General features: G+C 43.6%; 6 protein-coding genes and 1 other RNA gene. 6 read left to right on the forward strand and 1 reads right to left on the reverse strand.

Translation table 11 applies throughout. The annotated features are described in order from the left end of the window. The first annotated feature begins 124 nt into the window (after nt 1–124). On the forward strand, nt 125–1,861 hold the full coding sequence (gene nadB, locus OSCIL6407_RS30475; RefSeq protein WP_007353053.1) for an L-aspartate oxidase: 1,737 nt from the start codon (nt 125–127) through the stop codon (nt 1,859–1,861). A 131-nt stretch (nt 1,862–1,992) separates the two neighbouring features. On the opposite strand, the gene OSCIL6407_RS0109180 is transcribed toward nadB, so the two are convergent. Further along, a complete protein-coding gene (locus tag OSCIL6407_RS0109180) occupies nt 1,993–5,217 on the reverse strand; it encodes an EAL domain-containing protein (protein ID WP_007353054.1) in 3,225 nt (1,074 codons plus the stop codon). A 284-nt stretch (nt 5,218–5,501) separates the two neighbouring features. Between OSCIL6407_RS0109180 and OSCIL6407_RS0109190 the strand changes: the two genes are divergently transcribed. From OSCIL6407_RS0109190 to OSCIL6407_RS31805, 5 genes are all read left to right on the forward strand, one after another. Then, entirely contained in the window at nt 5,502–6,320 is an 819-nt protein-coding gene (locus OSCIL6407_RS0109190; protein WP_007353055.1) for a tetratricopeptide repeat protein, read from the forward strand. Nucleotides 6,321–6,660: 340 nt separating this feature from the next. Further along, nucleotides 6,661–7,051, forward strand: a transfer-messenger RNA (tmRNA) gene (gene ssrA, locus OSCIL6407_RS32450). 734 nt (nt 7,052–7,785) lie between these two features. Next, the gene (locus tag OSCIL6407_RS0109195; protein WP_007353056.1) at nt 7,786–8,664 is read left to right on the forward strand and encodes a cupin-like domain-containing protein; all 879 of its coding nucleotides are present in this window, start codon (nt 7,786–7,788) and stop codon (nt 8,662–8,664) included. Between the two features lie 92 nt (nt 8,665–8,756). Next, on the forward strand, nt 8,757–13,373 hold the full coding sequence (locus OSCIL6407_RS0109200; RefSeq protein WP_007353057.1) for a non-ribosomal peptide synthetase: 4,617 nt from the start codon (nt 8,757–8,759) through the stop codon (nt 13,371–13,373). A gap of 152 nt (nt 13,374–13,525) precedes the next feature. Next, a complete protein-coding gene (locus OSCIL6407_RS31805; protein WP_019487145.1) occupies nt 13,526–16,150 on the forward strand; it encodes a condensation domain-containing protein in 2,625 nt (874 codons plus the stop codon). Nucleotides 16,151–16,330 lie beyond the last annotated feature (180 nt).

Here is a 16,330-nt window from a genome sequence, read left to right on the forward strand (position 1 = left end):
GCTGCAACCTAGATTGATAATTCTGACAAAGCTTAAGAACAAGTAAATTTTTCCATAACCTAATATACTACGAGTTGAATATCTGGAAATCAACCACAAAATTCTTTTAGATTTGGAGAAAATATTGAACTCACCTAACTCGTCATCCTTAAATATTCCATCACACTTTGACGTTATTGTAGTCGGATCGGGAGCAGCCGGACTTTATGCTAGTCTGTGTTTGCCAGAACGTTATCGTGTAGGCTTAGTTACTAAAGACAAACTGAGAACCGGTTCGAGTAAATGGGCACAAGGAGGAATCGCCGCCGCGATCGCAGATGATGATTCCCCACAACTACATCTGGAAGATACTTTACACGCGGGAGCGGGTTTGTGCGATCGCGCAGCCGTAGAATTTCTCGTAGAAAATGCTCCAGAAGCGATCGCTTCTTTATTAAAACTTGGTGTAGCCTTTGATCGCAAAGAAAACAAACTAGCAACAACTCTAGAAGCAGCTCACTCTCGCTCTCGCGTCTTGCATTCCCAAGATACCACCGGACGAGCGATCGTTGATATCCTCACCGCCAAAGTATCAGAACAGCCCAATATCCAGGTATTACCCCAAGCCCTAGCCTTGAGTTTGTGGCGACATCCTGAAACTGATTGTTGTCAGGGTATTAGTCTGCTATACCAAAATCAAATCCTGTGGCTTAGGGCAAATGCAGTGGTTTTAGCCACCGGTGGCGGAGGGCAAATTTTTGCCAAAACTACGAATCCGTCAGTCAGTACCGGAGATGGTGTCGCCCTAGCTTGGCGGGCGGGAGCGGTAATGCGGGATTTAGAGTTCGTGCAATTTCATCCCACTGCTTTAAGTCAACCGGGCGCACCTCACTTTCTGATTAGCGAAGCAGTACGAGGAGAGGGGGCGCATTTGGTAGATGGTGATGGAAAGCGTTTTGCTTTTGACTACCATCCCCAGGGAGAGTTAGCACCACGAGATGTAGTGAGTCGGGCGATTTTTAACCATTTAGAAAAAACTGCGTCCGATCCGGCTGGAGCTAATGTTTATTTAGACTTACGAGCGATCGCACCGGCACAAATTCGCCATCGCTTTCCGAATATTATCCAAAAATGTCAGCAGTGGGGGATTGATATTTTCCAGCAACCCATACCTGTAGCACCTGCGGCGCATTATTGGATGGGAGGGGTGGCGGTAGATTTGATGACTTCTACTTCGATTAAGGGATTATATGCGATCGGCGAGACTGCCAGTACAGGGGTGCATGGCGCAAATCGTTTGGCGAGTAATTCTTTACTCGAATGTATAGTCTTTGCAGCACAATTGCACAAGTTGGAAGTGGAAGCGATCGCTAGTAGTGAGGTCAAATCTTGGACAGTCGAGGTGGGAGACTGGAGTCAGGAAATAGAGGTATTAGAGTTAGTAAGAGAAAAGTTACCGGCCCTGATGTGGCATAGTGCGGGGATTTGTCGATCGCAGTCTCTGCTAACAGAGGCGATCGCTCAAGTTAGTGCTTGGCGTTCTCAATTGGCAAATCTAGAAATTAGTAAATATATCCTCAATTTATCTCCCAGCAACAATATCGAATTTGAGTTAGTTACAGCGGAACAACAATTAAAGCTAGCAGCCGAAACCATGAATTTATTAGATATTGGCTATCTCATCCTCAAAAGTTCACTATTTCGGACTGAAAGTCGTGGGGGACATTATCGTAGCGATTATCCCGATACTTCTACCAGTTGGGAAGTACATACTCTAGTGGAAAGGGAAGAGTGGCAAACCTCCCCCGTCTCGCGAACAATCCCAGGACTCACGCACGCAACCACAGAAACCGGGTTTTTTGACGAAAATACTTCGTTGTGACCCACAGATGCTCTCAAAAACCCGGTTTCTAGGACTCCCTGCGTAAGTTATAAATCAGTTAAATCAAGCGATCGCCAGTTACAAACACGGTAAAAACCGATTGTAAATAAAATCATGTAATTAAAGTATACCTAAGAATTTGACCCTCCAGAACTGAGTTGCATTTCCAGCAATCTTTCGGCGGCTTCCCTATCTACTGGTCGCGAGAATAAATAGCCTTGTCCATGTTCGCATTGTAGCTGTTGCAATTGATTTAACTGCTCTCTTGTTTCTATTCCTTCTGCTACCAAATCCATGCCTAAATTGTGAGCTAATATGATGATAGTGCGGATAATTTCTAAATTCTTAGGATCTATGCTCATGCGGCTAACAAAGGCACGATCGATTTTCAAAGTGTCAAAAGGAAATGTATGCAGATATGAAAGAGATGAATATCCCGTGCCGAAGTCGTCTATACTCAAGTGAATTCCCCGATCTTTCAGGTATTCCAGAATATTTGTTACCGATTTAGCATTTTCCATAACTGCTGTTTCTGTAATCTCTAATTTCAAGCTCAAAGGGTTAATTCCTGTCTCTTTTAGCAAGCGATCGATTCGCTCTATAAAGCAGGATTGAACCAATTGCACTGCCGAAACATTGACACTGATCGATAAAGGAGGATTAGTAGGGAATTTTTGCTGCCATGCCATAATTTGACTTGTTGCTTCGCAGAGAACCCACGCGCCTAGTGGTATAATTAAACTACTTTCTTCTGCTAGGGGAATGAACTCCGCAGGCGAAACTAAACCCCTCTCTGGATGCAGCCAACGAACTAAAGCTTCAAAACCGATGATTTGATGGTTAACCAGGGACAAAATAGGCTGATAATAAACTTGAAATTCTCTATTTTCTAAAGCTCGTCGTAAATCGGCATCTAAATGTAAAGGTCTGACAGCTCGTTCTTGCATTGATGTATTAAAAACGGCATAGCGGCTTTTTCCTAACCCTTTGGCTTGGTTCATCGCAGTTTCGGCAGCTTGCAAAAGTTGTTCTGGTTGCTGATAATTAATAGAACTCAAGACAATGCCGATGCTGGAGTCTGTGAATAATTCGCAGCCATCTAATTTGAAGGGTGCGCTTAATTGCTGCTGGATGTGTTCGGCGATCGCGATCGCATCGCTTTCTTCCTGAATATTTTCCAATAAGATCGCAAACTCGTCTGGCCCGACATGAGCAATGCTATTAATTTTAGGAAGCTGCTCGAACTCATCATTTTTAGGGCGACAAGTTTGCAGTCTTTCTGCTACAGCCATTAGCAGTTCGTTCGCCACTTTCTGCCCCATGCTATATTTTACAAGCTGAAAGCGGCTGAGGTCAAGGTAAAGTACGGCGAATAAAGTTGTTTCCTCACAGAGAGATCGCACGGCAAACTGTTTGAGCCAAGCTATAAAAAAAGTCTGATTGGGCAAATCAGTAATTTGGTCGTAAAAAGCATACTTCCACAACTGCTTTTCTGCCCGCTGTTGTAAGGTAATGTTTTGTACCATTGACAATACTCCAATTACCGCGCCGTCTTCTTTTTTTATCGTTGTATTTTGCCAGTCACAGGTGATAATTTCACCTGTTTTAGTGAGGTTTTCATTAACATTTTGCTTCGTATGTTCGCTGTGAAATAGCTGCTGGAAAATATCTCCGATCTCGCTACGAACTTCTGGGGGAACGATTATGTCGTAATGTCTGCCTAAAACTTCTTCTTTGCTAAAGCCAAATATTTGTTCGGCGGCAGGATTCCACTCTTGAATTCGGGATTCTGGATCGGTGAAAATATATCCAATTGGCATTCGTTCAATTTGTAACTGGAGGCGTTCTTGTAATTCTTTGGTTTGTTGATATAGCTGGGCGTTAAGTATTGCCATTGCACAGCGTTCGGCGGTAATTTCTAATAAATGTAGTTCGCGATCGCTGTAGGGATGAATGCTACACCAATCTACATGGAGAACGCCTACTAAAGTGTCGTAGCGCTTCAGGGGTAAGCCTAGCATGGTACGAATTCCGCAATCTTGAATATACTCGTTGCATACCCGCCCGTCAGTCTGGGCATCTTCTACATACAGCGGTTTTCTAGTGGCGGCGATGATGCCGGGAAAGCCTTCTCCAATGGGGATTGTGCTAGCGCTGATTCCGGTCTCAACTCCAATGCTGGCGCGTACAGATAGTGTAGTAGCTGCTTCCTCTTCTCCTATTAACAGGATGGCCGCTCTGTCAGCCTTCATTACTGTTACAATTCTTTCTAAGAGCACGTTCAGCAGTTCTTCTAGTCTCAAGGTGCTGATGCTGTTGCCAGTGACAATGTTAAGGGCTGTCAAATCTTCGGTTTGTTGTCGAAGTTCCTCGATTAAGCGATCGCGCTCTTCTTCTGCACGTTTGCGATCGCTGATGTCAGCAATGACTGATAGAATGCTGTTGATCTGACCGTCAATGTCATATAAAGGCGCTAGGGAAAGAGAAATATCGATCTCGCTGCCGTTGCGCTTCACTGCTTTAGCTTCTAAATTCACCAAGGAGTCACCTTGGAAGACGCGATCGCGCACAACCTCACATTCCTCCTGTTTCTGGGGTGGAATAATCGGAAGAGGACTGTTTAAAACTTCCGTTTCCCGCCAGCCCAAAATTTTCTCTGCCGCTGGGTTCCACATTTTTACATAATTCTGGCGATCTGTTACAAAAATTGCCAGTGGCGCAGCAGAAACTACAGCTTGCAATTTTTCTTTTGTTTTTTGCAATACTTCTGTTGCCTGTTTGATCTCAGTGATATCTCGCGAGATGCCAATTAAGCCAATGGTCTTGCCGCTCTTGTCGCGGCAGAGGTATTTTGTGGCAATGTAAACTCGCTTGATATTATTGATTATCCCAAATTCTTCGATAGTTTGAGTCTCCCCACTCGCGAAAATTGCGCGGTCATTTTCTTGGTATTGGCTAGCAGTTTCTAGAGAGAAAAAATTCCGATCGTCTTTGCCTAAAATTTCCGATTTTGGTCTTCCTAAGAGCTGAGCAGTTGTGGAGTTAACCATCAGGTAGCGCCCTTCAATGTCTTTAACAAAGATTGCATCTGTCGTACCTTCAATGATTGCCTCTAAGAGGTTGTAGCTTTCTTGGAGGGAGTGGAAATTTCGGCGAATTAGAGCATAGATTAAACCACTGGTAACTAGGACAAATACCCACCCTTTAAGGGTTTGTATATTAGTGAAAAATCCAGAGGTCTGGGTCAGACTACCTAGTACCGTGTCGGAAAGCAAAATCCACAGGCTACTGAAAAAGGCATAGATAAATACAGTTCTGTAAGCTAATTGCTTGACAGAAGTTAAATTACTGTTCATGATTTTTTTAAGTTACGCCTGCGTGCGCGGCGGGCTATACTTGCGAGGCTTCTCAATCTGTCACCAGGCTCTTAGAGTTAGAAAAAAATCTGGAGTGCCCAGCGAGATTGTAGAGGACGGAAAGGTGGCTGGGAGTCTTGATAGCAGTAGCGCGATCCCACCCCCTGATTGCCGATAGTAAATGCTGACTATAGTTTAGCGGAGTTTGAATTAGAAAAAAATCTTCATTATAGAGAATTTAAGTTAATAATTGAGTTAAGTAAAATTGAACTGCTGAAATCGCTATGATTCGCTTAATTTTGACATCTTTGACTGTTACTTTAGTGATCGCAATCACTTGGTTGGGTAATTTAACTCACGCGATCGCGCTTTCTTCAACACCAGAAGCTGCTAATCCCCAGGAAGAATTAGGCGAACTGGTGCAGAAAGCTTTTGCTGCTACGAATAAGGGCGATTTTATTAAGGCTGAGAGTTTCTGGACGCAGATTGTTGAGAAGTTCCCAGAAATTGCCCCAGCTTGGAGCAATCGCGGCAATTCTAGAGTAAGTCAAAATAAGCTAGAGGAGGCGCTTTTAGACTATGAGAAAGCGAGCGAATTGGCTCCTGACGCTCCCGATCCTTATTTAAATCGAGGCACGGCTTTGGAGGGTTTGGGGCGGTGGTCAGAGGCGATCGCATCTTATAATCGTGTACTAGAATTAGACCCTGAAGATCCAGCCGCTTACAATAACCGAGGGAATGCAGAAGCGGGTTTAGGAGAGTGGGATCTTGCGATCGCAGACTACCGCAAAGCTGCTGACTTAGCTCCCGAATACGCCTTTGCCCGTGCTAATTACGCCCTCACTCTTTACCAAACTGGCGAAACTGCTGAAGCTATCACCACAATGAAAAATTTAGTCCGCAGATACCCAAAATTTGCCGATATGCGAGCAGCATTAACTGCGGCCCTTTGGGAAACGGGACAGCATGGAGAAGCTGAGAGTAATTGGGTGGCCGCTGTTGGGCTCGATAGTCGTTATAAAGACCTAAATTGGGTAGCAACCATTCGCCGCTGGCCGCCTGCGGTTGTGGCTGCATTGGATAAGTTTCTGCATTTGAAGTAAGTAGGACTGGGGGAAAAGAGGGGCTAGGGGCTAGGGACTAGGGGCTAGGGGCTAGGGGAAGAGAGGAAAAGAGGGGGGCTAGGGGCTAGGGGCTAGGGACTAGGGGAAGAGAGGGGCAGAGGGGACTAGGGAAGAAGGGGAAGAGGGAGCTAGAAGTTAGTAATTAGAAATTAAACTTTTTAAGACGAAAATGAAGAAGTAATCTCGATTTTACCTCTTCCCTAGCCCCTAGCCCCTAGCCCCTAGCCCCTTTCTTCCCTAGCCCCTAGCCCCTAGCCCCTCTTCCCTAGCCGACTTGACAGCCCACTTAGAATTGTTTAATATAGATATATGCAAACAAGGGGCTGTAATGGTTTCGACAGGGTGGCGAACGCTACTCCGTGATGCAGGTCGAGAGTGAGTCTTCTCTCGGAAATACCGGGCTCAACAAACAATAAGTGCAAACAACATTGTACCTTTTGCTCGTAAAGCCGCTACTGTAGCTGCTTAATAACCCATAACACGGTTCGAGCGTCTGTAGTTTGACTCCGTTAAGGATTACAGACAAAACCCCAACGGATGCCCTAATTAGTTTCCTCTGGTAGGCTAATTTGGAAAGAACATACCGGAGCATCCCACAATCCGGGACAATGGATAGTTCCCGCCTAGAGGATCAGATAGGCTAAACCTGTGAGCGATCGGGAAGCTAATACCCGCTTTGGACGGCAGTTCGATTCTGCCCAGTTCCATTAAGTTAAATACCCTCACCTTTTTAGGTGGGGGTATTTTGTTGTTGGGTAACGCTTGCGGATGCAAATAAACTTACGCTAATTATCCAGTAATTAACTCCAAGATGAAGACCAGCTTACAAAAGCAGACAAATTCACGGTAACTAGCCAGTAATTAACCTCAAGATCAAGGGGAGGATAGAAGCAGCTAGAAGAGTTGAAGAGTTAAGGAAATAATACTTACGTATAACTATAATAATATCAGACTTAATTATAATAAGTTGTTATTGACCAAAAAGGATCGCCATAGTTAAGAATTGTTAACAACCAAGCCCTCCAAAATATGTTGATTTTATTAAGGAGTATGGCTCATTGTAAAGAATTGGTAAAGCTGTTATTAAAATAAGATCCTAGTAAATAAGGGTATTGCTACCAAAGATAGATCGCTATAATACTTATCCTAGCTGCATTCTAGCTATTTTTTTGCAGCTAGCATGGTAGCTAGAGAAGAGTAAATAGAAAAATCTATCGGGAAAATATTAGCCCTCTCAACTAAAGTATAGGAACTTTTTTCCTAAGTCTATCTTTACACAACTGTTTTAATCGTGTTATTGTCAATGTGGAACATTAATTTATCGTCTATCTTGTGGACTGTCGCCACCCCAAACACACAGGTTGTACTTTGCTATTTTCAACCAATCCTCAGTTAGAGAAACTCTCTACATTATTTAGATCGAGACTACAAGGAATAAAAACTTATGACTACAACCACACAAAAGTTGCAGGTAGATCGCCGCAGTGGTCTAACTCATCAAGAATTTGTGGACGAATACCGCAATCCGAATAAACCCGTAATTATTACGGATCTTTCAAAAGATTGGCGAGCAACAACAGAGTTTACACCGGAATTTTTTAAAGAAAAATTTGCTGAAAGAATTATTGTTCTTGCGGATAAACCTTACAAGGTTGCGGAGTTGATGGATCTCTTGGTCAATTCAACCAAAGACAACCCCGCTCCTTATCCTTTGAAGATGGACTTACGCAAAGAATTTGCTGAATTAGTACCTTATGTAACACCTAGACCTAGCATTACTATCCCCGATCGCACTCCAAATCCCTTAATCCCTAGCGTGTGCTTGAATAGTTTATACGATCTAGAAATTTTTTTTGGAGGGCCAGGCGGAGAATTTCCTTACCTACATTACGATTACTTAGGTTTGTATGCCTTTATTAGTCAAGTGTATGGTGAAAAGGAATTTACACTATTTCCACCAGAGCAGCAGCCTTATCTTTACCCTCGCAAAGACTCTCCTTGGTTATCTGACATTGAGAATCACCACAATCCAGATATTAAAAACTACCCACTTTTTGCTCAAGCAACCCCAACAACTGTCGTCATCTCAGCCGGTGAAACCATGTTTATTCCCTGTGGTTGGTACCATACGGCGCGATCGCTCACAGTCACAATTTCAGTCGCCTTCGATCAGCTTTGTCAATCCAACTGGAATTTTTTCATCAAGGAATGCGTGACGGTTCGCAGAAAAAAATATCCGATCCTATCGAGAGCGATCGAGGCTTATTTAACAGTTTTAGGCTCTTTAATGACGGCTAGTGAAAGGTTGAGTGGGACAAGATAACTAACGGCTAGTGGAGATCTTTTTAAATCTCCACTACAATAAACACAGAAATGTTAGATTGTGAAAGTTGCTAATTTATTGAAAGTTGAGAAATGAATAACGAGTTATTACATTCACAATTCAATGCAACTGCCGTTGAGTTCGATCCGTTTGCTAGCGGTGAAATCTTAGTGACAGCACCCGCAACAGAAGCACAAAAAGAAATTTGGCTATCTGTACAAATGGGAGATGAAGCAAATTGTGCCTTTAATGAATCCCAATCCCTGCGGTTGCGCGGCCCCCTCAATCTAGAAATACTCCGTTCTTCCTTTCAAGCAATTGTGCAAAGACACGAAGCACTGCGGACTACCTTAAGTGCCGATGGCTCCACCCTTTGTATTACAGAATCCCTCAACCTGGAAATTCCCTTAATTGACTTATCAGCATTAAGCGAACAAGAGCGTAAAATCCAACTCGCACAACTGCGGCGACAAGCTGTCGAGCAACCATTCAATCTCGAACATGGCCCCCTATTGCGCGTGCAAATTATCAAATTGCAAGCTGAAGAACACCTGGCAATCATTACAGCTCACCACATTATTTGTGATGGTTGGTCATGGGGGGTATTTATCCCAGATTTAGGTGCAATTTACTCCGCATTAAAACAAGGTATTTCCCCTAACTTACCCCTACCCGAAAGCTTCAGCGAATACGCATTATTACAGCAGCAACAAGCAAATTCTTCAGAAGTTCGCGCCGCTGAAAACTACTGGATAGAAAAATTTGCTAATCAAGTTCCCGTCCTCAATCTTCCTATAGATCGATCGCGGCCTCCTTTCCGAACTTATAACTCTTTACGGGAAGATTGGGAAATTAATGCCTCTGTGGTGACACCGCTTAAACGTGCAGGCGCAAAGCTCGGCTGTAGTTTCGTAAATACCGTGTTTGCGGCTTTTGAAATCTTTCTCTACCGGATATCGGGACAAACAGACTTAGTAGTAGGAATGCCGACAGCAGGTCAACTGTTTGCCGATAAAAGCCAACTGGTAGGTCACTGCGTAAATTTACTACCACTGCGAACTGAAATTGACGCAGAGCGACCCTTTAGCGATTACCTACGACAGCGAAGAGCAGCAATTTTAGACGCTTACGAACACCAACAAATGACCTTTGGTAGCGTCCTCAAGCAATTAAATCTGCCGCGAGATCCCAGTCGAATTCCCCTGGTATCGGTAATTTGTAATATCGATCAACCCCTGAAGGGTAATAGCCTTCAGTTTGAGGGTTTAGAGGCAGAATTTTTCTCGAATCCCAGAATTTCTGAGAATTTTGAGATGTTCATCAATGCTGTAGATTTGGGCGACAAACTGATCTTAGAATGTCAGTATAATACGGATTTATTTACGGCTGAAACGATCCGCCGTCGCCTGCAAGAATTTGAGACTTTATTGGCAGGAATTGCCAGCGATCCTCAGCAAAAAATCTCCGAACTTCAGATTTTACCGGCAGATGAAAAAGCCCAAATCTTGACAATTTGGAATCAGACGCAAAAAGAATTACCTCAAGTTCAATGCGTTCACCAATTATTTGAAGCGCAGGTAGAACTTACCCCGGAAGCCGTAGCTGCAATTTTTGACGACCAACAACTCACTTATCGGGAATTAAACGCCAAAGCTAATCAACTAGCACACTATTTACAAACATTAGGAGTGGGGCCAGAAGTGCTAGTGGGGATCTGCGTCAATCGTTCCCTAGAAATGTTAATAGGATTGTTGGGAATTTTAAAAGCAGGCGGTGCTTACGTACCCTTAGATCCAGCCTATCCTCAAGATCGGCTAGAATTTATGTTCCAAGATGCACAAATTTCCGTACTTTTAACTGAGGAAAAATTGCTAGCAGAATTGCCGGCATCGGCGGCAATTCGCATTTGCCTCGATCGCGACTGGCCAACGATCGCATCCTACAACCAGAATAACCCCACAAACCAGAGTTCGCCCGCTAACTTAGTTTACTTACTCTACACCTCCGGTTCCACAGGCAGACCTAAAGGTGTCGCGATCGAACATCATAGTCCCATTGCCTTTATTGACTGGGCCAGAAGCGTATTTTCACCCCAACAACTGGCGGGAGTTTTAGCCTCAACTTCCATCTGCTTTGACCTCTCAGTATTTGAGATATTTGTACCTCTAAGCTGCGGTGGCAAAGTCATCGTCGCAGAGAATGCCTTGCACCTGCCTAGCTTACCGGCAGTCAAAGCAGTTACATTGGTGAATACAGTCCCCTCTGCGATCGCAGAATTAGTCAGAATCGGCATCCCTGCCAATGTAAAAACAGTCAACTTAGCAGGAGAACCCCTTTCTCAAGCATTAGCGCAACGGTTGTACGAAACCGGGAGTATCGAACAGCTATTTAACCTCTACGGCCCTTCGGAAGACACCACCTATTCAACCTTTACCTTAGTCGAAAAAGGAGCCAAACAACCGCCATCTATTGGTCGGCCAATTGCCAATACCCAAACTTATATTCTCGACTCTCACTTACAACCAGTTCCCATCGGCGTAGCTGGAGAATTGCACCTGGGTGGTGCAGGTTTAGCGAGGGAATACCTGAATCGGCCCGAATTAACAGCCGAAAAGTTTATTGCCAATCCCTTTAGCAATCAAAATGGCGATCGTCTTTATAAAACAGGAGATTTAGCCCGCTATTTACCCGATGGCAATATCGAATATTTAGGCCGGATTGATAATCAAGTAAAAGTTCGCGGCTTCCGCATTGAACTAGGCGAGATCGAATCAGTTTTAGCTCAATATCCCGCCGTCCAAGAAAATGCAGTAGTAGCCCGCGAAGATGTCCCTGGCGAGAAGACTTTAGTCGCCTATGTGGTACCGGGAGATCTCAGCGCGATCGCCGATCCCGAAACCGGAGTTGATGCTAGTAGCGAACAAGTAGCAGAATGGCATCAAAAATGGGATGACCTCTACAAATCTGGGTATGAAAATCTCTCAAACCAGAAATCAAAAGATTGGAAATCGCCCAACTCTCAATTAGATGATGTTGCCTTTTTGTTTCTGGGACTCTCGCAAGTTCTGATCGAAAACGCCGACTCGGATTGGCAGTTAGATGACTTAGCAAAGCTGACTAAAGCTGATGAAATGGATGCTTTAGAAGAACAAGTCAAACAATGGTTAAATCCCACCATCGATCGGATTCTTAGCTTAAAACCAGATCGGGCGATGGAAATTGGCTGCGGCTGCGGTCAGATATTATTGAGAGTTGCACCTCACTGTAGCTATTTCTTAGGAACAGATTACGCAGAATTAGTAATTCAGGAACTAGGAAAAACAGTCAATAGTCCTGAATGGAACTTAACTCAAGTCGAGCTAGATTGCCGAGAAGCAGACCAATTAAAAGAGGGAGAAATCGCTTCGTTTGACACCGTAATTATCAATGGGGTGACTCCGCATTTACCCGATATTAACTATCTGTGGCGAGTGCTGGAAAATGCGGTAAAAACCGTCAAACCAGGGGGATGCCTTTATGTGGGAGACGTGCAAGGTTATGGGCTATTAGCAGCCTGTCATGTAGCCGACCTTTTAAAGCGATCGCCTGCCTCAATGCCTCTCGAAGAATTCAAAAAAGCCCTCGAAAATCGCATTGCCAATGAAGAAGAACTGATGATCGATCCGGGATTCTTTTACGCCCTAGAAGAGAAAATTCCCGCGATCGGTCGAGTTGAATTTCAACTGCGCCGGGGTCACATTCTCAATGAAACAACTCAAGTTCACTACGATGTCTTCCTCTACATCGAGCCCGAATCCCAAACAGTAGTAGAACCAACCTGGCATGATTGGCAGGACGAACAATTAACTCTGGAATCAGTACAGAAAATTCTGGAGGAAAATCAGCCAGATTTGTATTGCATCAAAAGAGTTCCTAACAGTCGGCTTCAGAAAGAAGTACAAGCTCTAAAATTGCTCAGAAATCAGGATAACTTACCCACAGTGGGAGACTTGACTGCTGCCTTAGAGAATATCCCCGCTGGTATTCATCCTGAAAGTTTGTGGGCTTTAGAAGAGAGTTTACCCTATACGGTAAATCTACAATGGTCAGACATCAGCAGTAAAAATGGCTACTTTGAGGCAATTTTTCAACGACGTACCTCAGAAAAATCCCCAGCGCTGAAAATCGCTCCTCCCCCAGAAGCAAGAAGAACCACCTTACCTCTAAACCGCTATGCAACCAATCCCTCTCTGAAGAAATTATCCAATAAGTTAATCCCGCAATTGCGGAGCTTTTTGAAAGCAAAACTACCTGACTACATGGTGCCCCCAACTTTCGTCTTCTTAGGCGAAATGCCGTTAACTCCTAATGGCAAAATCGACCGTCGGGCATTGCCAAATCCGATCCAAAATCACCTAGAACTAGAATTAAACTACGTTGCTCCTCGTACACCTATAGAACAAGAATTGGCTCAAGTTTGGGCTGAGATTTTGAGGATAGAACGAGTTGGTATTCGTAACAACTTCTTTGATTTAGGTGGACATTCCTTGTTAGCAATTCGAGCGATAACTCGTTTGCAAGAAAGCCTGGGTGTAGAACTGTCTTTGAAGAGCTTCTTTCAAGCACCGACAGTAGAAACCCTGGCGGAACAAGTCGAAGCTTTACGCTACGTGCAAGGAGCAAAGATTGATTTCGACACGGATGAAGAACGTGAAGAATTTGAGTTATAGCAACTGCTAAACTTACGTAACGCCGCCCTCTGGGCGGTAATTTACCACCTAAAGGGCGGCGTTACATAAGTTATCAAAAAATAGAAGTTGCTCTGTTAATTGTGGTCTTCTACTATATAACAACATTGATAAAACCATCAGGAAATTGAGTTATGAAAACCGCTGAATTTTTGACAGATCTGCGAAGTTTAGGTGTAGAAATTCAATTGAAAGGCGATCGCTTAACCTGTAATGCTCCCAAGGACGCTCTTACTGCTGAATTGCGAAAAGAATTAAGCACTCGCAAAGCCGAAATTCTCTCTTTCTTGCGCCAAGCTGAGGAGATAGCTGTTACACCCACAGTCACCATTAAACCTGCTCCCAGAGATGGGAATTTACCCCTTTCTTTTGCTCAAGAACGTTTGTGGTTACTCAACCAGTTTGCTCCCGATAACCCAATGTATAACATCCTATTGGCGGTACGCCTGCGGGGAGAGTTAGATGAAAGCGTGTTCGAGCAATGTTGGGGGGAAATTCTGCAACGTCATGAAGCTTTGCGAACTACCTTTAAACGAGTTGATAACCAACCCGTACAGATTATTGCTGAATTTATCTCTTCTCTTTTATCGATTATCAGCTTAGAAGAACTCCCAGAAATTGAGCGAGAACCAGAAGCGCTACAAATCTTGAACCAAGAGGTTCAACGCCCTTTCAAATTGGAAGAGGGGCCTTTATTCCGAGTAAAATTAGTGAGACTAAATCACGAGGAAAGGCTTTTAGTAGTAGTCATACATCATATAATTGCCGATGGTTGGTCATTAGAAATATTGATGAAAGAATGGGGAGCGCTTTACAAAGCATTTTTGCAGGGACAGCCTTCTTCTTTGCCGAAGTTACCCATCCAGTATGCTGACTTTGCCTATTGGCAAAAACAGTGGTTGCAAGGTGAAGTATTAGAAAGCCAACTAGCCTACTGGAAACAGCAATTAAGTGGCAATATTCCTGTACTGAAATTGCCCATTTCTCAGTCTGCAAGCTTGACTCCAAGTTCCCAAGGTAGCTATCAAGTTGTAGAGTTTTCTAAGGAATTTTCGACTGCGATCGAAACTGTTAGCCGTCAAGAAGGTTTGTCTGTATTTATGACGCTGTTGACAGCCTTTCAGATATTGCTCAACCGATATACAGGCCAAGAAGACCTTGTGATGTGTTTGCCAAGTGCAGGCCGCAAGGGTGCGGAGACTGAGGGGGTAGTTGGGTATTTTAATAACATTGTGGTGTTGCGGACTGACTTATCAGGAAATCCCAGTTTTCGGGAGTTATTAGGAAGAGTACGCCAAGGAGTTTTAGGAGCCTATGACCATCAAGATGTACCGTTTCAAACTGTCGCAGAATTGCCTAATTTAGCACGTATACCTCTGTCAAAAACCTTGTTTAGTTTGGAAGAGTCCTTCGCAAACCTGTTGGAGTTACCAGGTATTGATATCAGTTCTTTGTTTCTCGATAATCAAGCCGCTGATTTTGATTTAGGTTGGTTGAACCTCTATGATGGATCGAGGTTCAAGATTATGACAAAATACAAAACTGATTTATTTAATGAGAGTGACATTTCTGAACTCCTAGAAAATTTTCAGAGAGTTTTGGAAAACATTATCCGCGATCCTAGCAGCCATCTATTCTCATTACCGTACTTCCGACAAATAAACCCGGATACAGTGATGGAAGTAGAACCTTCTAATTTACAAAAAACCTTTGTTGCTGCTAGTAATGAGATAGAAATTGAACTCACCCAGATGTGGGAAGAAACTTTAGGAATTAAGCCGATTGGAGTTAAGGATAATTTCTTCGAGTTAGGCGGACACTCACTGAATGCTGCGCGTTTGTTCTTTAAAATTCAGGAGAAGTTTGATAAAACTCTCCCTCTAGCTACTCTTTTTCAAACCCCAACTATTGAGGGAATTGCTAATATTCTTCAGCAAAAAGAATGGTCTGCTCCTTGGTCAAGCTTAGTCCCAATTCAACCCAAGGGTTCGAGAAGGCCTTTATTCTGCATTCACGCAGTTGGTGGCAATGTGCTTTCTTATCAGGTTGTAGCACATTATCTCGGTCAGGATCAGCCTGTTTATGGATTACAATCGCGAGGTCTTGATGGGAAATCGCAACCTCACACTACTATTGAAGAAATGGCAAGAGATTATATCAAAGAAATTCGTAGCGTCCAGCCTAAAGGGCCCTATTGTTTGACCGGTCACTCCTTTGGAGGAATTGTGGCATTTGAAATCGCTCAGCAACTTGTAGCGGCTGGTGAAAAAGTTGGTTTGCTGGCTTTACTTGATACCTTTAGTCCGACTGTATCAACCGATGTGCCATCTTTATCCTATCAGTTTTACATCCATCGTTTAAATCTTTCACGATTTAAACTCAAGGATAAGTTTTTGTACGTCATTGATAGAATACTGTGGATGTTTGAGAAATTAGGCGCGAAGATTGTCAAGAAATTTTATCAGTGGTTCCCTGGTAAAAATGGCGATGGAATCCCAGAGCATTTTAAGCTAATAGAGGCCAATAATTTTCAGTCTCAATACACTTATGCGCCGAAAGTTTATCCGGGGAAGGTGACTGTATTACGCGCAATTGAACGACCAACAAAAGAATATTATGAGCCTTTTCTAGGCTGGGGAGATTTAGCTGCTGGTGGAGTAGATATCGTAGAGGTTCCGGGACATCATAAAACTCTGATCTTAGAACCTCGCGTTCAGTCCTTAGCCAAGGCTTTGAATGAGTGTTTGGATAAGGTGTAAACAGGAAAGATTAGTAACGCCGCCCTCTCCAGAGGGCGGTAAATTACCACCCAGAGGGCGTACAGTTTTCTCTCCTAGATAACTAAAGTTTCTTCCTCCTTCCTTCTCTCCTAGATAACTAAAGCTTCTTCCTCCTTCCTTCTCTCCTAGATAACTAAAGCTTCTTCCTTCTTCCTTCTT

The sequence above is a fragment of the Kamptonema formosum PCC 6407 genome (assembly GCF_000332155.1).
GTDB lineage: Bacteria > Cyanobacteriota > Cyanobacteriia > Cyanobacteriales > Microcoleaceae > Kamptonema > Kamptonema formosum.

Coding starts and splice junctions, on each gene's coding strand:
- OSCIL6407_RS0109180 (WP_007353054.1), bottom strand. CDS start 5,217: ATGAACAGTAATTTAACTTCTGTCAAGCAATTAGCTTACAGAACTGTA.
- OSCIL6407_RS0109190 (WP_007353055.1), top strand. CDS start 5,502: ATGATTCGCTTAATTTTGACATCTTTGACTGTTACTTTAGTGATCGCA.
- OSCIL6407_RS0109195 (WP_007353056.1), top strand. CDS start 7,786: ATGACTACAACCACACAAAAGTTGCAGGTAGATCGCCGCAGTGGTCTA.
- OSCIL6407_RS0109200 (WP_007353057.1), top strand. CDS start 8,757: ATGAATAACGAGTTATTACATTCACAATTCAATGCAACTGCCGTTGAG.
- OSCIL6407_RS31805 (WP_019487145.1), top strand. CDS start 13,526: ATGAAAACCGCTGAATTTTTGACAGATCTGCGAAGTTTAGGTGTAGAA.